At 59.1% G+C, this 17,853-nt stretch carries 13 protein-coding genes; 12 read left to right on the forward strand and 1 reads right to left on the reverse strand.

Going from position 1 to position 17,853, the window contains the following annotated elements:
- Positions 1–282: 282 nt before the first annotated feature.
- From EXV95_RS04915 to EXV95_RS04940, 6 genes are all read left to right on the forward strand, one after another.
- The gene (locus EXV95_RS04915) at positions 283–1,080 is read left to right on the forward strand and encodes an ABC transporter permease (protein ID WP_255484923.1); all 798 of its coding nucleotides are present in this window, start codon (positions 283–285) and stop codon (positions 1,078–1,080) included.
- A gap of 3 nt (positions 1,081–1,083) precedes the next feature.
- Positions 1,084–2,385, forward strand: coding sequence for an ABC transporter ATP-binding protein (locus EXV95_RS04920; protein WP_176886026.1), 1,302 nt, complete (start codon positions 1,084–1,086; stop codon positions 2,383–2,385).
- A gap of 24 nt (positions 2,386–2,409) precedes the next feature.
- Positions 2,410–3,498, forward strand: a complete 1,089-nt coding sequence (locus EXV95_RS04925) for a glycosyltransferase family 2 protein (protein ID WP_176886027.1) — start codon at positions 2,410–2,412, stop codon at positions 3,496–3,498.
- A gap of 169 nt (positions 3,499–3,667) precedes the next feature.
- The gene (locus EXV95_RS04930; RefSeq protein WP_176886028.1) at positions 3,668–4,663 is read left to right on the forward strand and encodes a GDP-L-fucose synthase; all 996 of its coding nucleotides are present in this window, start codon (positions 3,668–3,670) and stop codon (positions 4,661–4,663) included.
- Positions 4,656–5,414: a glycosyltransferase family 2 protein gene (locus tag EXV95_RS04935; protein ID WP_255484924.1), complete on the forward strand. Its 759-nt coding sequence runs from the start codon at positions 4,656–4,658 to the stop codon at positions 5,412–5,414. Before EXV95_RS04930 ends, EXV95_RS04935 begins: the two co-directional genes overlap by 8 nt.
- A 142-nt stretch (positions 5,415–5,556) precedes the next feature.
- Positions 5,557–8,001 (forward strand): phytanoyl-CoA dioxygenase family protein, encoded by a 2,445-nt coding sequence (locus EXV95_RS04940; RefSeq protein ID WP_176886029.1) that lies wholly within the window; start codon positions 5,557–5,559, stop codon positions 7,999–8,001.
- Positions 8,002–8,028: 27 nt separating this feature from the next.
- Here EXV95_RS04940 and EXV95_RS04945 read toward each other — a convergent pair whose 3' ends face one another.
- Positions 8,029–9,519: a methyl-accepting chemotaxis protein gene (locus EXV95_RS04945; RefSeq protein ID WP_176886030.1), complete on the reverse strand. Its 1,491-nt coding sequence runs from the start codon at positions 9,517–9,519 to the stop codon at positions 8,029–8,031.
- 174 nt (positions 9,520–9,693) lie between these two features.
- Between EXV95_RS04945 and dapC the strand changes: the two genes are divergently transcribed.
- From dapC to EXV95_RS04975, 6 genes are all read left to right on the forward strand, one after another.
- Positions 9,694–10,899, forward strand: coding sequence for a succinyldiaminopimelate transaminase (gene dapC, locus EXV95_RS04950; RefSeq protein WP_176886031.1), 1,206 nt, complete (start codon positions 9,694–9,696; stop codon positions 10,897–10,899).
- Between the two features lie 37 nt (positions 10,900–10,936).
- Positions 10,937–11,770: a 2,3,4,5-tetrahydropyridine-2,6-dicarboxylate N-succinyltransferase gene (gene dapD, locus EXV95_RS04955; RefSeq protein WP_176886032.1), complete on the forward strand. Its 834-nt coding sequence runs from the start codon at positions 10,937–10,939 to the stop codon at positions 11,768–11,770.
- Positions 11,771–11,840: 70 nt separating this feature from the next.
- Positions 11,841–13,004: a PilT/PilU family type 4a pilus ATPase gene (locus EXV95_RS04960; protein ID WP_176886033.1), complete on the forward strand. Its 1,164-nt coding sequence runs from the start codon at positions 11,841–11,843 to the stop codon at positions 13,002–13,004.
- Positions 13,005–13,167: 163 nt separating this feature from the next.
- Positions 13,168–14,361 carry a succinyl-diaminopimelate desuccinylase gene (gene dapE, locus EXV95_RS04965; RefSeq protein WP_176886034.1) on the forward strand — a complete coding sequence of 398 codons (1,194 nt, stop codon included), beginning with the start codon at positions 13,168–13,170 and terminating at the stop codon, positions 14,359–14,361.
- Positions 14,358–15,293 (forward strand): 50S ribosomal protein L3 N(5)-glutamine methyltransferase, encoded by a 936-nt coding sequence (gene prmB, locus EXV95_RS04970; RefSeq protein ID WP_176886035.1) that lies wholly within the window; start codon positions 14,358–14,360, stop codon positions 15,291–15,293. The genes dapE and prmB overlap by 4 nt, the downstream gene beginning before the upstream one ends.
- Before the next feature lie 112 nt (positions 15,294–15,405).
- On the forward strand, positions 15,406–17,448 hold the full coding sequence (locus tag EXV95_RS04975; protein WP_176886036.1) for an ABC-F family ATP-binding cassette domain-containing protein: 2,043 nt from the start codon (positions 15,406–15,408) through the stop codon (positions 17,446–17,448).
- Positions 17,449–17,853: the final 405 nt, after the last annotated feature.

Genomic DNA, 17,853 nt, shown 5'->3' on the forward strand with positions numbered 1-17,853 from the left:
AAAACAAGGGCCGGGAAATCTTCAGGCCCAGCCCTCCCTGGCACTTTGAGGGAAGACAAACCCCGCAAAATCGAGCACATTGGAGCAAACTTCATGTTCAGACGGCGCATCGAACAGCCCCCCCCGCTGCAGGGCAGCCTTCAATGATTCAATAAGAGCGTCCCCACCCGCCCGCCTAGCACAGATCTTCTCGACAATGCACATCGCGCAATAATAGGCTGGGATTAATGACTATACCAACCAAATCAATACAGCCGCGATTTCAAATGGAATGTGCAATCCATGCAATCTAGCCTTCCCACCACATTGTGGCGGCACCGCAGTTTGGTCCTTGAACTCGTCAAGCGTGAATTTTCCAGCCAATATCGCGGCTCCTTTGGCGGAATATTTTGGTCGCTGGCGCAACCCCTCTTTTTACTGGCCGTCTACACCATCGCATTTGGAGTAATTCTCAAGTCTCGCTGGAACAATGCAGGCAGCGCGGCTGACTATGCATTCATGTTATTCGCCGGGTTGATTGTTTTCAATGCATTTTCAGAAGTCCTGAATAAATCACCTCTTCTGATAGCCAGGAACCCAAATTTCGTGAAGAAGGTGGTTTTCCCACTAGAGCTATTGCCCATCGTTACTGTAGGAGTGGCCTACCTTCAGGCATTGCTGGGTACAGCGATTTTACTGGTGGGATATATAGCTTTCATGGGGAAGCCTTCACCCACGGTGCTTCTTTTTCCCTTTATCCTGCTGTGCTTTTCCCCCATGCTGCTGGGGTTGGCATGGCTTCTCTCCGCTGTGGGCGTTACGGTGAAGGACATCGGCCAGCTGACAGGCATGCTCAGCCACTGCCTTCTCTTCCTAACCCCGATTTTCTACAGCATGGATTCTGCCCCTGAGTTGCTGAAGAATTTGCTGATGCTCAATCCTCTGACCTTTATCGTCGAGCAGTTTCGCCTCGTGCTTCTGACAGGGGAACTGCCCTCCTTCTTGGGGCTTGCGGTCTATACCGGCCTTGCCAGTGCTTTTTCGTGGGCCTCGTTGATACTGTTCAGACGGCTGCGCACAACGTTTGCGGACATGGTTTGAGCGATGTCGGACATTGTCATTTCCGTACAGAATGTCAGCAAGTGCTATCGGGTATTCGACAATCAGCGCTCACGCCTCCTGCATGCATTGTCTCCTAGGCACACTGAAGGAATGCGGGAAATATGGGCACTGAAAGACATCAACCTCGAGGTCAGGCGGGGTGAATCGCTGGGGGTCATCGGCCGCAACGGCAGTGGCAAAAGTACCTTGCTGGAAATAGTGACCCAGACCCTGACTCCGACGACCGGCAAGGTACAGGTGAATGGGCGAGTTGCCGCATTGCTGGAATTGGGCAGCGGGTTCAACCCGGAATACACAGGCCGGGAAAACGTCCTGCTAAATGGCTTGCTTATGGGATTGACGCGATCAGATGTAGAGCGCCAATTCGACGACATCGCCGCATTTGCCGATATTGGCGATGTGCTGGACCGGCAGGTCAAAACCTATTCGAGCGGCATGCTTGTTCGCCTGGCTTTTGCCGTACAGGTTGCATTGACACCAGATATATTGATTGTTGATGAAGCACTGAGCGTAGGAGATTATTTCTTCCAGCAGAAATGTTTTGGACGCCTTCGAAAAATGCGGGAAGACGGTTTGACCCTGCTTTTCGTATCACACGACATGGGGACGGTACGTGATCTTTGCAAAACAGCCCTCTATTTGGGCCATGGCATGGCTCAATTCATGGGCGACAGTGGATCCGCGATACGGCACTATTTCAATGAGGATGCGTCAATACTGCCAGCAGGCACCACGAAAATATCCACCTCACCCCCTGTTGCAGACACTGCGGATGCTCAAAATCCCATGATTTTCAACAATGCGCTCTGGACCAAACCTCAAAACCTTCGCAACAGGTTGATGGCAGTGAGCATCCAGGATCACAATGAGAACGAAATCGGGCATGCCCGGATGGGTTCTGATTTATATATAAAGGTACATTACCAAAGCCATCTGGATGATGTCGGCACGACAGTGGCATTGGCAATAAAAAATCGTTTTGACCAGGTCATTTTTGTCACCAATGCCCGGCGCCTGGGCGTGGAAGACTGCGAAACAGAAAAAGGGAGCAGTGCAGTTTTTGTGTTCAAGGTGACGCTGGCCATGGAAGCGGGACTTTATTCCTTGAAAATTGGTATTCACCAACCAACCGGCATCAACAAGGGCAGAGAAATCGACAGTACTGGCTGGTTTGGGCCATTCAGGGTTGACTGGGACTACGAAACAGAATCAGCACCATTTCTTGGGATGTTCGGACTCCCGGCAAGTGGAGAATTTATGGCAATACCCTCTGCGCAAAATTGACACTCAAAAATTTCCCACTAATGTATGAATTTTGCCATAGCATTTCGCTGTGCAGTTTCAGTGGAGATTGAATTGCAAGAATATAAAAATAATACAAAAAAATGGCTTGCAAAGTTCTTTGCAATCATCAGGAAACCATACCAACTGCTTGGTACTTTCAGAATAATTTTACATATCACTTTTTCAGCATTTCGCCCATTGCGTCCTATTTTCCGACATATTGCAGCCCCCTTCAAGCCGCGGCTAGGCAATCTTAATCAGTATGCGCCAAGGCCCATGATGCCGCCTGGAGTGATACCAAAGACGCAATCATCTGCAATTCCCCCAAAAATTTCACTGATTACACCTTCCTTCAAACAGGGCAATTTCATTGAAAAAACAATAAAAAGCGTTCTGGACCAAGAATATCCCAATCTGGAATATTTCATTCAGGATGGCGGCTCCCAGGACGAAACTATCTTCGTCCTGAAAAAATTCGAAGCAAAAATAACCGGATGGGTATCAGAAAAGGATACGGGGCAATCGCAAGCGATCAACCGGGGTTTCGCACGAACGACGGGTGAAATCATGGCGTGGCTCAATTCAGACGACCTGCTCTTGCCGGGTGCCTTGAGCACCGTCGCAGACTACTTTGCCCGCCATCCCGATGTTGACGTGGTCTATGGAGACCGCTTGCTCATCGATCAAAATGGAATGGACATTGGACGCTGGATCATGCCAGGGCATGACAACACCGTATTGTCTTGGGCAGACTATATTCCGCAGGAAACACTCTTCTGGCGGCGACGCATCTGGGACAAGGCCGGCGCCCAAGTCGACGAATCATTCAGGTTTGCCATGGACTGGGATTTGCTGATCCGTTTCCGGGACGCCGGTGCAAAATTTTCCCACATCCCCCGCTTTCTGGGTGCATTCCGGGTTCATGAACACCAAAAGACTTCTGCCAATATCAATGACATTGGCCAGCAGGAAATGAGCAGGATACGCGAGAAAATCCTTGGCAGAGTCCCTGACTATAAAGAGATACGGAATGCCGTGCTTCCCTATCTCTCAAGGCACATGCTTCGCGATTTGGCATTCCGGATACGGCAACCACTCAAGCGTGCACGTTGAGCTGGGTGGAGCGTGCTCTTCAAGCTGGCTGCAGCCACTACATCGACCAATACGCCGCCAAAAGCAAACTGGCTGGATTCGAGACAAAGGAATTGGAAATGAGAAGAGCAGAAAATGGGAAGGCAGCCCGGTGGTACCGGCTTGGCGACGAGGTGTGGGGGCCGCGCCCATGACCGCGACCAATAACGGCTCAGCAGTCCGGGCACCGAGGGTTTATGTGGCCGGCCACAGCGGCATGGTCGGTTCGGCCATCGTGCGAGTGCTTGAGCAACAAGGTGGTGTCCAGATCATTGCACGCACCCACGCCGAACTTGATCTGACCTGCCAAGCGGATGTGCGTTCGTTTTTCAAGGATGAAGCTCCAACCCACGTCTATCTGGCCGCAGCCATGGTGGGGGGTATACACGCCAACAATACCTATCCCGCAGAGTTCATTTACCAAAACCTGATGATCGAGGCGAATGTCGTGCATGAAGCCTGGCGAGCCGGTGTTCAGCGCCTGATGTTTCTGGGTTCCAGCTGCATCTACCCCAGGCTCGCGCCACAGCCCATGGGTGAAGACGCACTGCTGACCGGCACCTTGGAGCCCACCAACGAGCCCTATGCCGTTGCCAAAATTGCGGGCATCAAGCTGTGCGAGTCTTACAACCGGCAATATGGCACCGACTATCGCAGTGTGATGCCCACCAACCTGTATGGCCCGGGCGACAAATATCACCCAGAAAACAGCCATGTCATTCCGGCACTGATACGGCGTTTTCACGAGGCAAAGCTCACCCATGCGCCCAACGTCGTGATCTGGGGAACCGGTGCACCGCGCCGCGAATTTCTATATGTCGATGACATGGCGGCAGCCTGCGTCCATGTCATGAATCTCGAAAAATCGATTTACACCGCCTGCACGCAGCCTCGGTTATCACATATCAATCTGGGGACTGGCGAAGATCTGTCCATTCGGGAGCTCGCACACTTGATCAGCGACGTGGTGGGATATCCCGGCCATATCGATTTTGACGCCTCCAAGCCGGATGGCCCTCCACGAAAACTCCTGAATGTGAGTCGCCTGGAGGGATTGGGCTGGCGCGCCCAGATTGAACTCAAGCAGGGGTTGGCCATGGTCTACGGGAATTACATGTCAACACTGCAGCAGCGTGCCAATGGATAATCCGCTGTACATGCCGTTGGTGACCGTGGCAGTGCCTTCCTATAACCAGGGGCGCTATCTGAATGCTGCACTCGAGTCCATATTTGCACAGGACATCCCTGTCGAAGTCTATGTCGCGGACGGTGGTTCCACCGACGGCACGATAGAGGTAATCCGCCGCTGGGAAGAACGGCTTGCAGGCTGGCGCAGTTCCAAAGACATGGGCCAATCGTCGGCCATCAACGAGGCGATAGCAAGTGGACGTGCGCCTTTTGTCTGCTGGCTCAATAGCGACGATTGGTTGTTGCCAGGTGCGCTGAAAAGCCTGGTGGCAGCACTGCAGCACAATCCAGCCGCCCCCATGGCCTACGGACGGGTATGGAACTATGTGGAAAGCACAAAAAGAACCAATCCCGTCTTTGTCCGCCCTTTCAGCGAGTGGTGGATGGCGCAACTCTGCATCGTTTCTCAGCCCGGAACACTGATTCGCCGCACTGCCTGGGAAGCCGTTGGAGGCGTGGACGAAACATTACACATGACCATGGACTACGATCTTTGGTGGCGCCTTTACAAGGCTCTAGGACCTCTGGAATTTGTGGATACCTTTCTGGCAACCAACCGGGAGCACCCCGAAACGAAGACGAGTACCCGGCGCAAAGCGCATTATCAGGAGGCGATAGATGTGGTGCGCCGGCATTATGGCCGGGTGCCGCTAAAGTGGTGGCTCGCCCAACCATACTCGGTTTGGTATCGTTCCATGATGAGGCATTGACCACCTATTACTTCTGACACCCACAAATGGCACCGCACCGAATTCTGGTCGATTCAGGAAACTATTTCTCCAACAACGACAATCTGGGAGACCGGGCGATTTACCAGGTCATTTTTCGCCGGTTACGGCACCTCTGGCCAGATTGTCAAATACATTGGATAACTCGCAATGCAGCCCTGCTCAAAAAGATTGTCCCGAAGTCATTGCGCTTGAGCTCACCGAAGAACGCCTCCCCCTGCCGCTGATCGCCCTTGGTGCTGATTCCCGGAACCGGGAAACCCAATTATCAGCAGACTGTGCGCGCATCGTGTCGGCGCTGATGGATTGCGATATGGTGATGGCGACCGGCGGCGGATATTTCAGCGACGATTTCTCTGGTCAATCGGAAGTCATCTTGCAGACGCTGGAAGCGGGTATCAGGCTCGGCAAGCCGGCAGTCATTCTGAGCTGTGGATTTGAACCTGTCAGCGTTCGCAGCCTTTCGCAGAAGATGCTGGGGGTATTTCCTCTTTTGAGCCTGGTGGTCTGCAGAGAATCGCAGCAAAGCCCGATGGTGGCGAGATCCTTTGGGGTGCCAGAACAACGCCTGGTCGTGGCAGCAGACGAGGCGATTGAACTGGCGTTTGACTTGCGCCCCACAGTTCTGGGCGAAAGCCTGGGCATCAACGTCCGCCAAGCGGACTACGCCGGCGTCGATGCCAACACCCTGTCGCGCCTGCGGGAAGGGTTGGGAAATGCCATTTCACGGCTGGGTGCACCTCTTGTTGCCGGTGTGCCCATTTCGCTTGCGGGTCCTTCCGATCCGGACGCCATTGCCTCACTGCTCCATGGCATCCCGAGCATCAGCTACACCTCCTACCCGGTTGCAACGCCACAGGACGTCGTGCAGCAGATCGGTGCATGCCGTGTGGTCATCACCGGCAGCTACCACGCGGCAGTGTTCGCACTATCGCAAGGGGTGTCGGTGATCGCCTTGGTGGCATCGCCCCACTACCGGTCGAAAATGCAAGGGCTTCAAGCCCAGTTTGGCGCCGCCTGCCACATCGTTTTTCTGGACCGTGAGGAAACGGCCACGCACTTGGCGACCGCCATACAGGATGCGTGGCATGCAGCAGGGACTGAACGGCAGCGGTTGCTGCAAGTGGCACGGCAGCAGGTCAGCGTGGGCCGGGCTGCCTACGAGCGTCTGGCCGAGCTAGTGGAGGACGTTCCAGCCAACCCGCGTGACAGCGCAACCTCGGAATTGACAGGTATTTCTATACAGGCACCCATGAACAAAGACACCTCCGAGCTCCCCTTCTGTTTGTCTCCGGAGGAAATTGAGCAGTTCCGGACACAGGGCTACGCAGGGCCATTCACGGCATTCTCGCCCCATGAAATGGAAAAATTCCGCACAACGGTATGTGAGCGGGTGCTGCCCACGCCTACGCCCTATTGCCCATTCGGACTACGCGTGCGGCACCTCGACAGCCAAGCGGTCCATGCGATGTGCTCGGCCCCCGCCATCGTGGAACGCATGGCTTCTCTCTATGGGCCGGATCTCGTTCTGTGGAACTCCAATCTTTTCAACAAACCGCCTGCCCGGCCTGAACAGCAAGAGGAATACCCCTGGCACCAAGATCATTACAACTGGAACATGGAACCCATCCTGAACATTTCAGCTTGGCTGGCGATTACGCCGGCAACGCTGGAAAATGGATGCGTGGAAATCATTCCAGGCTCGCACCGGCAAATCATCCCTCCGGCCATCGATACCGATCCAGCCAAGAGCCTTCGGTTCGGGGGCATCGCTTCAGACCCCGCCTACGTGGACGAAACCAGCAAGGTATCCATGGTGCTGGAGCCCGGCCAGTTCTTTCTCTTCAATGAACGGCTGCTGCATCACTCCAACCCCAACCGCACCACGGAGCACAGGCTGGGACTGGCCGTCAGAGTGACGGTCCCCATCGCGAAGGTCAGCGAACCTTTCCCCTGTGTCATGTTGCGGGGTGAAGACCGCATGGGCTTCAACCGGTACATTGAAGCGCCCTTGGACGAGCCCGATTCGCACTGGCTCGCCTCCCTGCCGCCTGGGCACGACTACCTCTTTGATCGCCCCATCCCGGGACGGGGCTGGCATGTCCGGGAGACCGAAGGTCCACATCACTTTGCATGGACAGGCCTGGAGCCTGAGACATGGATCGACTTCCGCCTGGTAGGCGTTGGCGATCACCTGCTGAGGCTGGAAGTCATCCACCTGTTGACGATGGCAGCTGTCAGCGAGCTTCAACTGCAGGTGAATGGGCAAGCGATTGCGGTGCGCCAGGAACAAGTGGGCGACACGCTCGTCCTGGAGGCCCGTGTTCCCGACGCGGTCTTGCGAAGCCGTGCGGACCGGGTCAGAGTGGCGCTCCAGGGCTCCTCCCTCGTTCGGCCCTGCGATCTGAATCCGGAGAGCACGGACAAGCGCTCTCTGGGACTGGGTATTCGCCGGATTGCGCTCGTGCCCATGGATGCATCCGGAACTGAGGTCGAAGCTGAGACGACCGACGCAAAAGCACCTGCCCCACAACCACCGACTGCTTGGTACCGCCAGCTGCTGGGGTGAGCCCGCCGGTGGCGGAGGTCCGAGAACTCAGCGGGCAGCGAGTGCCTTGTAAACTCCACACCCCACATACAGATCGCCCGCGCGGCTGACGTAAGACATCTTCGTCTGAACCGCACCCGTGGCCGGGTTGGTGATGTCGTACTCCACCCAGCCCGGCTCACGGTCCGCCTGTAAAACGATGTCGTTCACCAGCCGGTCGCCCGCAATGCCAGGAATGTCCTGCACCCGCGTGCCCACCTTGGCAGTGTTGCCTCCAAAGGCCAGGTAGGTGCCTGCGGGGTCGAGGACAAACACATACATGTCGCGGTCGTGGTAGGGCTGATTCTTGTCAGTGATGCTGCGCAGGAACTGGTCGCGCGAGGTACTCTTGTGCAGCGCCATGGCCTTGCCCACCAGCGCCACAGCCTCCTCGGCCGTGCCCTGCTGCAGGCGGAATGCGGAGACCGCACGCGACAGGGTGGATGCGCGGCTTTCCAGGGCCTCTGCCTGTTGCACGGCATGGCCCACCATCTGAGCGTTGTGCTGGGTGATCTGATCCAGTTGCTGCACGGCGGCGCTCACCTCGCGCAGGCCGGTGCTTTGCTCAGCGCTCGATCCGGAGATTTCGCTCATGCTGGCTGCCACGCTGCGAATGCCCCCCGCCATGTCCGAGATCCCCTCCCCGGCCGACCGAATCAGGCCCGCACTGGTTTCGACCTGACTGACCGAGGCACCGATCAGTTCACGAATTTCGTGCGCGGCATCGCTGGACCGCTTGGCCAGCGTGCGCACCTCTGCTGCCACCACGGCAAACCCACGGCCCTGCTCTCCGGCGCGAGCAGCCTCAACGGCTGCGTTCAGGGCAAGGATATTGGTCTGAAATGCAATGCTGTCGATCACACCGATGATTTCGGTCATGCGCCGCGCACCTTGCTGGATGGCCTCGACCGACTGCACGGCACGTGCCATGGCCTGGGCGCCCACATCGGCTGCGTCACGCACCTGCGCCGCCCTGGCATCTGCACTATGAGCGGTCTGGGCGTTGTTCTGCACCGCTGAAGACAGTTGCTCCACACTGGCGGCCGTCTGCTCCAGGTTGGCCGCCTGCTGCTCGGTGCGGTCGGCCAGCGAGCGATTGCCCTCGGCAAGGCTCTGCCCAGCATGGGCGACCAGCGCCGCATTGCTACGGATGTCAGCCACCATGGAGGAGAGCGTGATCACCATGCGGTCGAGCGACTGCGCCATCTCGGCCACTTCATCTTGTCCGTAGTCGCGACGGGGCTGCGCCCGCAGATCCCCGGCCTGGGTCAGCTCTATGGTTTGCGCCAGACCCGCAAGGTCGGTGGCCAGGCTGAGGTAAAGCACGAGCAGAGCGTACGACACCACCACTACGGCCAAGGCAAGCGCCCACCAAGGCGCCCCAAACGCAGCAATGGCAAGTGCCGCCCCCACCAGAAGACTCAGCGAGAGCAGCTTGCCAGGCAAATGCCACCTGCGCATCCACCAGAGCCCCGGACGCAGCGGTAGGAATCCTGACATCTTGTCTCCTCTATTGTTCTGATCAAATGGCCTGAATACTAGGTACACGCACTTACGGCGGATTGACAGACCACGGGCCCATCGACGCATTGAGGTCAGCTCCGGTCACGATCCGCTAAACCATGGCCGATCCAGCGCCGACTGATCTGAGGTGATCGCCCATAATGGCGCCCCATGAATCCCCTGCTTTCCCATCTCCAGCCCTACCCCTTCGAGCGGCTGCGGCAGCTCTTTGCGGGGGTGGTGCCCCCGGCAGCCTACAGCCCCATCAGCCTGGGCATGGGTGAGCCACGCCATCCTACACCGCAGTTCATCAAAGATGCACTCAGTAACAACCTCAGTGGCCTGGCGAGTTACCCCGCCACCGCTGGCGAGTTGGGCTTGCGCGAGGCCTTCACCCGCTGGCTGAATTTGCGCTATGCCATCACGCTGGATCCGGCCACCCAGGTCCTTCCCGTCAATGGCTCTCGGGAAGCACTTTTTTCGTTTGCCCAAACCATCATCGATCCCTCACAGGGCCAGCCGCTGGTAGTCTGCCCCAATCCGTTCTACCAGATCTATGAAGGTGCAGCCCTGCTGGCGGGCGCGGCCCCTTACTACGCGGCCAGCGACCCGGCACGCAATTTCGCCGTGAATTGGGACGCGGTGCCGGACTCCGTGTGGCAGCGGACGCAGTTGCTCTTTGTTTGCTCCCCTGGCAACCCCACCGGCGCCGTCATGCCACTGACGGAGTGGAAGAAGTTGTTTGAACTGAGCGACCGGTATGGTTTTGTGATTGCCTCGGACGAGTGCTACAGCGAAATCTACTTCCGCGACGAGCCGCCGTTGGGCGGCCTGCAGGCTGCCGACAAGCTCGGCCGCAGCGACTACAAGAACCTGATCTCCTTCACCAGCCTCTCCAAGCGCAGCAACGTTCCCGGCATGCGCAGCGGTTTTGTGGCGGGTGACGCTGCCCTGATCAAGGCCTTCCTGCTGTATCGCACCTACCACGGCAGCGCCATGAGCCCCATCGTACAGGCCGCCAGCATTGCGGCCTGGGGTGACGAGCAGCATGTGGTGGAAAACCGCACGCGCTACCGCAAGAAGTTCGCCCAAGTCACGCCGCTGCTGGCGGGTGTCATGGAAGTAGCCCTTCCCGATGCAGGTTTCTACCTCTGGGCCAAGGTCCCCGAGCAGCTTGCCATGGACGACGCCGAGTTCGCGCGGGCTCTTCTGGCTCAATACAATGTTACGGTGCTCCCTGGCAGCTACCTGGCCCGCGATGCCCAGGGCAGCAACCCCGGTGCCCAGCGCGTGCGCATGGCCCTGGTGGCCGAAACCGAAGAGTGTGCGGAGGCTGCGTTGCGCATCGTGCAATTCATCCAGTCCCGCACTGCCTGATTTCTGATTCCTGATCCACAGACTGACAGACAACAACATGACCCAACAACTGCAAACCCTCATCGACAACGCCTGGGACAACCGCGCCAGCCTTTCGCCCTCCGCCGCCCCCAAGGAGATCCAGGACGCTGTCCAGCATGTGATCGCCGAGTTGAACAACGGCACGCTGCGCGTCGCCACGCGCGATGGTGTGGGCCAGTGGACCGTGCACCAGTGGATCAAGAAGGCCGTGCTGCTGTCGTTCCGCCTGAAGGACAACGAAGTGGTCAAGGCCGGTGACCTGGGCTTTTACGACAAGGTGCAGACCAAGTTCGCCCACTTGTCCGAAGAAGAAATGAAGGCCACCGGGGTGCGTGTGGTGCCACCCGCCGTTGCCCGCCGTGGCAGCTTCATCGCCAAGGGCGCGATCCTGATGCCTTCGTACGTGAACATCGGCGCCTATGTGGGCGAAGGCACCATGGTCGACACCTGGGCCACCGTAGGTTCGTGCGCACAGATCGGCGCCAACGTGCACCTGTCGGGCGGCGTGGGCATTGGTGGCGTTCTGGAGCCTCTGCAAGCTGGCCCCACCATCATCGAAGACAACTGCTTCATCGGTGCACGGTCCGAAGTGGTTGAAGGCGTGGTGGTGGAAGAAAACTCCGTGCTGGGCATGGGTGTTTACCTGGGCCAGAGCACTCCCATCTTCAACCGCGCCACGGGCGAGATCAGCTATGGCCGCGTTCCCTCGGGCTCGGTGGTAGTCAGCGGCAACCTGCCCAAGACAGCCGCCAACGGCGCGCCCTACAGCATGTACGCTGCCATCATCGTCAAGCAGGTGGACGCGCAGACCCGCTCCAAGACCAGCATCAACGACCTGCTGCGCGACTGATCGCATTCAAGCCCGGGGCAGGCCATCTCGCCTGCCCGCCGACAGACAACGACAACAAGAGGGAAACACCATGAGCACGATGGAGCGGATTCTTCGCCTGATGAGCGAAAAGAAAGCATCAGACGTCTACCTGTCGGCCAATGCCCCGGCGCTGATCAAGATCAACGGCGAATGCATCCCGATCAACAACCAGATCCTGCCGCCCGATGCGCCGCGCAACCTGCTCTCCGAAGTGGTCCCCCCAGACCGCATTGAAGAACTGGAGGAAACCGGCGAGCTGAACATGGGCGTGCCGCTCAGCGGTGTGGGCCGCTTCCGTATCAGTGCCATGCGCCAGCGCGGCAGCTACGCGGTGGTGATCCGTTTCATCTCGCAGCAGATTCCCGAATTCGACTCGCTGGGCCTACCACCCGTGATGCGCGAACTCATCATGGAAAAGCGGGGCCTGATCCTGATGGTCGGCGCCACGGGCTCGGGCAAGAGCACATCCCTGGCGTCGATGATCGACACCCGCAACGAAGCACTCACCGGCCACATCCTCACCATCGAAGACCCGGTCGAGTACCAGTTCAAGAACAAGAAGTCCATCGTCAATCAGCGCGAGATCGGCAGTGATACCCAATCGCTGCAGACCGCCCTCAAGAACGCGCTGCGCCAGGCGCCGGATGTAATCCTGATCGGCGAAATCCGCGACCGCGAAACCATGTCGGCCGCCATTGCCTACGCCCAGTCCGGCCACTTGTGCCTGGCCACGCTGCACGGCAACAACAGCTACCACGCGCTCAATCGCATCTTGTCGTTCTATCCCGTCGAAGTGCGTCCCACCATGCTGGGCGACCTGGCATCCGCCCTGAAGGCCATCATCTCCCAACGCCTGGTGCGCACCGTCGACGGCAGCCGTGCTCCGGCGGTGGAAGTCATGCTCAACACCAAGCTGGTGTCGGACCTGATCGAAAAAGGCGATTTCTCAGGCGTGAAAGAAGCGATGGAGAAGTCCATGGCCGAAGGTTCGCTGACCTTTGAGGAAGCCCTCGCCCGGTTGATCATGGACTCCAAGATCGACCGCAAGGAAGGCATGGCCTACGCTGACTCGCCCACCAACCTCATGTGGCGCTTGCAAAACGATTTCTCCCTGGCTGCCAATGCCGCCAAGGCGCAGAAGGAAGCGCGGGACGCACCCGACGACGCGCCTTCGTTCACCGAGATCGTGCTGGACGTCAAACCAGCGGCATGAAATGTCTCCCCCTGGGTCGCCTGCGGCGCCTTCCCCCCCTGGAGGACGACGCCCTCGCTGCGTGGCGGCCCTTGGCTTGTCGTCTCTCGCCTAGTCCGCGCTGATGCTTACGCATCGCTCTCCAATCACCGCTGACTGCACGGTCCCATCCCACCGAATCCCAATGTCCCGTACCCTGAACCTCGCCGAACAGCTCATTTCCCTGCCCTCCATCACCCCGGAGGATGCGGGCTGCCTGGACCTGCTGGCCGCGCGGCTGGCTCCGCTCGGGTTTGTGTGTGAGCGCCTGGACAGCGGCCCGGCGGACTTTCGTGTCAGCAACTTGTGGGCAAAAAGGCCTGTAGCGCTTGATGGAAAAGCGCAAGCAGCTATTAAAACCATAGTGTTTGCCGGCCACACCGATGTCGTACCCACAGGCCCGCTGGCCCAGTGGAGCAGCGACCCGTTTGTACCCACCCACAAGGACGGCAAGCTGTATGGCCGTGGTGCCAGCGATATGAAAACTTCCATCGCCGCCTTTGTCGTGGCGGTGGAAGAGTTCCTGGCCGCCACGCCAGCACCCCTGATCGAGCTGGCTTTTCTTCTGACCAGCGACGAGGAAGGCCCCTCGGTGGATGGCACCAAGGTCGTGGTCGAGCAACTCAAGGCGCGTGGTGAAAAGCTCGATTACTGCATCGTGGGAGAACCCACCTCCGTCGAAAAAACGGGCGACATGATCAAGAACGGGCGGCGCGGCACGCTCAGCGGCAAGCTCACGGTGCGCGGTATTCAGGGGCACATTGCCTACCCGCAACTGGCCCGCAACCCCATTCACCAGGCCCTGCCCGCACTCACGGAGCTGGCGGCCACGGTGTGGGACCAGGGCAACGCGTTTTTCCCGCCCACCAGCTGGCAGATCAGCAACATGCACGGCGGCACGGGTGCCACCAATGTGATCCCGGGAGAGGTCGTGATCGACTTCAACTTCCGCTTCTCGACTGAATCCACGGCCGAAGGCCTGCAGCAGCGTGTGCACGCCGTGCTGGACCGCCATGGCCTGGAATACGACCTGCGCTGGACGCTGGGCGGCCAGCCGTTTTTGACAACCCCCGGCGAACTGGTGGGCGCCGTGCAGCAGGCCATCACTGCAGAGACCGGGCTGACCACCGAACTCTCCACCACGGGCGGAACCAGCGACGGCCGTTTCATCGCCCAGGTGTGCCCCCAGGTGATTGAACTCGGCCCCCCCAACGCCAGCATCCACAAGATCGACGAGCACATCGTGGTGGCCGACATTGACCCCCTCAAGAACATCTACCGCCGCACGCTGGAAAACCTGCATGCGCAGGCCCTGGCCGCCAATGGAGTGCCAGCATGAACACTCCACAACAGCACCCCACCGTCGCGGGCGATACCGTGGGTGCCCTGGTCGAATCGGGTGCGCAGTGCCTTGCCGCAGCAGGCGTCTCCTTTGGCCACGGTACCACCAATGCCCACGACGAAGCCGCTTGGCTGGTGCTCTGGCGTCTGGGGCTGCCGCTGGACAGTGATCTGTCGGAAGCCCCCGATTCCATGAAGAATCAGCCCGTAGCGCCCGCCGATCAAGCGCTGGTAGCTACTCTTTTTGAAGAGCGCATCCGCACCCGCAAGCCCGCCGCCTATCTCACACAAGAGGCCTGGCTGCAGGGTGTACCGTTCTACGTGGACGAACGCGCCATCGTGCCGCGCAGCTTCATTGCCGAACTGCTGGTCGATGGGGGGGCTGACGAGTACCTGAGCGATCACACCCGCCAGGTGCTGGACCTGTGCACGGGTAACGGCAGCTTGGCCGTGCTGGCGGCCATGGCCTGGCCCGAGGTGCAAGTGACGGGCGCCGACATATCGCCCGACGCGCTGGCGGTAGCCCGCATCAACGTGGACAAACACGGCCTGCAAGACCGCATCCAGCTACAACTCTCCGATGGCCTGGCTGCCCTGCCCGGCCCCTGGGACCTGATCCTGTGCAATCCGCCCTACGTGAATGCGGCCAGCATGGCCGCCTTGCCCGCCGAGTACCGTGCCGAGCCCGAGCTGGCCCTGGCCGGAGGCAACGATGGCATGGACTTTGTGCGCCAGTTGTTTGCCGCTGCTCCCGCCTGCATGAGTGAGGATGCAGTGATCATTCTTGAGATTGGCAACGAACGCACTTACTTCGAGGCCGCTTTCCCCCAACTGCCTGTTTTCTGGCTCGATACCAGTGCGGGTGAAGACCAGGTTTTGCTGGTGACTCGGCAGGCCTTGGCCGCCCAAAGCCGGCTCACGGCACAATAGAGGGTTGCGCGCCACCGCCTTGTTGCATCCGTTGCATGGTTTGCAACAGCCTTGGCCCCCTGCTTTTTCACGCCACCCGCCCAGTGCGGGTGCGCTTTTTTCTGAGTTCCGGATGATCACCCTCAAGAACGTTACCCTGCGACGCGGCGCCAAAGTCGTGCTCGACAGCGTTTCCGCCACCATCAACCCCGGCGAAAGCGTAGGCCTTGTGGGCCGCAATGGCGCGGGCAAGTCGAGCCTGTTTGCCTTGCTCAGCGGCAAACTGCACGAAGACGGGGGAGATTTCTACATCCCCACCAGCTGGCGCATGGCGGAGGTCGCGCAGAACATGCCCGAAACCGACCAGTCGGCCACTGACTTTGTGTTGGAGGGTGACACGCGTCTGGCCGAGGTCCAGCAACAGTTGCTGGACGCAGAGGCCAGCGACGACGGCATGGCCATCGCCCATGCCTATTCGGACCTGCACGACGCCGGCGCCCATGATGCGGTGGCACGCGCGCAGGCACTCATTCTGGGCCTGGGCTTTCGGGTGAGCGAGCTCGACCACCCCGTCAACAGCTTTTCGGGCGGCTGGCGCATGCGCCTGCAACTGGCGCGCGCGCTGATGTGCCCCAGCGATTTGCTGCTGCTGGACGAGCCCACCAACCACTTGGACTTGGACGCCCTGGTGTGGCTCGAAGCCTGGCTCAAGCGTTACGCGGGCACCATGATCGTGATCAGCCATGACCGCGAGTTTCTGGATGCCATCACCAACGTCACCCTGCAAATCCAGCAAGGTGAGTTGAACCGTTACGGCGGCAACTACAGCAAGTTCGAAGAGCTGCGCGCCCAGCAGCTTGAATTGCAACAGGCCAGCTTCTCCAAACAGCAGGAGAAGATGGCCCACCTGCAGAAGTTCATCGACCGCTTCAAGGCCAAGGCCAGCAAGGCCAAGCAGGCGCAAAGCCGCGTCAAGCAGCTCGAACGCATGGAAAAGATTGGCCCCGTGCTGGCCGAGGCGGACTTCACCTTCGAGTTCAAGGAACCCGCCAATCTGCCAAACCCGATGCTGGCCATCAGCGATGCATCATTTGGCTATGTGGACGACGAGGGCACGCCCACCACCATCCTCACCGGCGTGAACCGCTCGGTGCTGGCGGGCCAGCGCATCGGCATCCTGGGTGCCAACGGCCAGGGCAAGTCCACGCTGGTCAAAACCATTGCCCGCACTATGAAGCCCCTGGGCGGCAGCGTGACCGAAGGCAAGGGCCTGAACATCGGCTACTTTGCCCAGCAGGAATTGGATGTGCTGCGCCCCAGCGAGAACCCGCTGGAGCACATGATCCGCCTGGCCAAGGAGCTGGGTCCCGACGCCAAGCAACCCAGCCGCGAGCAAGACCTGCGCAGCTATCTGGGCACGTTCAACTTCACGGGCGACATGGTCAAGCAGGCCGTGGGCACGATGAGCGGTGGAGAAAAGGCCCGCTTGGTGCTGGCTATGATCGTGTGGCAACGTCCCAACCTGCTGCTGCTGGACGAACCTACCAACCACCTCGACTTGGCGACCCGCGAGGCCCTGGCCATGGCGCTCAACGACTTCGATGGGACCGTCATGCTGGTCAGCCACGACCGTTCGCTGCTGCGCTCGGTCTGCGAAGACTTCTGGATGGTGGGCCGGGGCGTTGTGGGGCCCTTCGATGGCGATCTGGACGACTACCAGCGCTACCTGCTCGAAGAGTCCAAACGCCTTCGCGAAGAGGCACGCCTGGCCGAGCAGGCACAGGTCTCGGTGGCAAGCTCCACGGCCCCCAAGGCCAACGCACCTTCAGCGGCAGCAAATCCCGCTCCTGTCGCGGCCCCGGTGCCCACACCGACCTCCGCCACAACCCCTTCAAGGGACGGGCGAGAACAACGCAAACTGGATGCCCAGGCGCGCCAGCAACAAGCCGAAAAAGCACGGCCGCTCAAAAAAGAGCTGGAGCAGATCGACAAGCGCCTGGCGACGCTGGCTGGCGAACGGGCTGCGCTCGAGCACAAGCTCACGCAGGCCCTGCCCCCGGCCGAGATCGCAGAGTGTGGCCGCGCCCTGAAGGCAGGCCATGATGAGACCGCCCAACTGGAAGAACGCTGGCTGGAAATTTCTTCCGAATTGGAAGAAATTTCGGCAGCAGCATAGGCCAAAAATGTAAATTCATGTAATCACAAAGTGATCGTTATTCGACTTTTGCGCTTATCCAGCAATCATTTTTAGCTATCATTTTGATAGCGGTGTAGAGGTAAGCCTGCGGGCACTTACGGTTGCATTTTTTTGCGAGACGCTGTCAACGGACAGTAGATGGGCCGCGTTGTTGGTACATCACAGGAGTTTTCCAGCATGAATACCACCGCAATCTTGTCCGCTTGGCCCGAAGACGAACGCGATCGCAAGCGCGCTCCCGCCCGCTTCTGAAGGCTGGCAGCCAGCTTCCCGCTTCAAGCGCCCATGCAATGCCAGCCTCAAAATCGAAGCACAAAGCGTACCAAGGTACGGATTGTGTTTCTGCCGAATGGCCCATTTCATAGGCTCCTCGAAGCAAGACAA

This window comes from Acidovorax sp. JMULE5 (assembly GCF_013376875.1).
GTDB classification, from domain to species: Bacteria; Pseudomonadota; Gammaproteobacteria; order Burkholderiales; family Burkholderiaceae_C; genus Acidovorax; species Acidovorax facilis.

Coding starts and splice junctions, on each gene's coding strand:
- prmB (WP_176886035.1), top strand. CDS start 14,358: ATGAACACTCCACAACAGCACCCCACCGTCGCGGGCGATACCGTGGGT.
- EXV95_RS04915 (WP_255484923.1), top strand. CDS start 283: ATGCAATCTAGCCTTCCCACCACATTGTGGCGGCACCGCAGTTTGGTC.
- dapD (WP_176886032.1), top strand. CDS start 10,937: ATGACCCAACAACTGCAAACCCTCATCGACAACGCCTGGGACAACCGC.
- EXV95_RS04920 (WP_176886026.1), top strand. CDS start 1,084: ATGTCGGACATTGTCATTTCCGTACAGAATGTCAGCAAGTGCTATCGG.
- EXV95_RS04930 (WP_176886028.1), top strand. CDS start 3,668: ATGACCGCGACCAATAACGGCTCAGCAGTCCGGGCACCGAGGGTTTAT.
- EXV95_RS04925 (WP_176886027.1), top strand. CDS start 2,410: ATGAATTTTGCCATAGCATTTCGCTGTGCAGTTTCAGTGGAGATTGAA.
- EXV95_RS04945 (WP_176886030.1), bottom strand. CDS start 9,519: ATGTCAGGATTCCTACCGCTGCGTCCGGGGCTCTGGTGGATGCGCAGG.
- dapE (WP_176886034.1), top strand. CDS start 13,168: ATGTCCCGTACCCTGAACCTCGCCGAACAGCTCATTTCCCTGCCCTCC.
- EXV95_RS04975 (WP_176886036.1), top strand. CDS start 15,406: ATGATCACCCTCAAGAACGTTACCCTGCGACGCGGCGCCAAAGTCGTG.
- EXV95_RS04935 (WP_255484924.1), top strand. CDS start 4,656: ATGGATAATCCGCTGTACATGCCGTTGGTGACCGTGGCAGTGCCTTCC.
- dapC (WP_176886031.1), top strand. CDS start 9,694: ATGAATCCCCTGCTTTCCCATCTCCAGCCCTACCCCTTCGAGCGGCTG.
- EXV95_RS04960 (WP_176886033.1), top strand. CDS start 11,841: ATGAGCACGATGGAGCGGATTCTTCGCCTGATGAGCGAAAAGAAAGCA.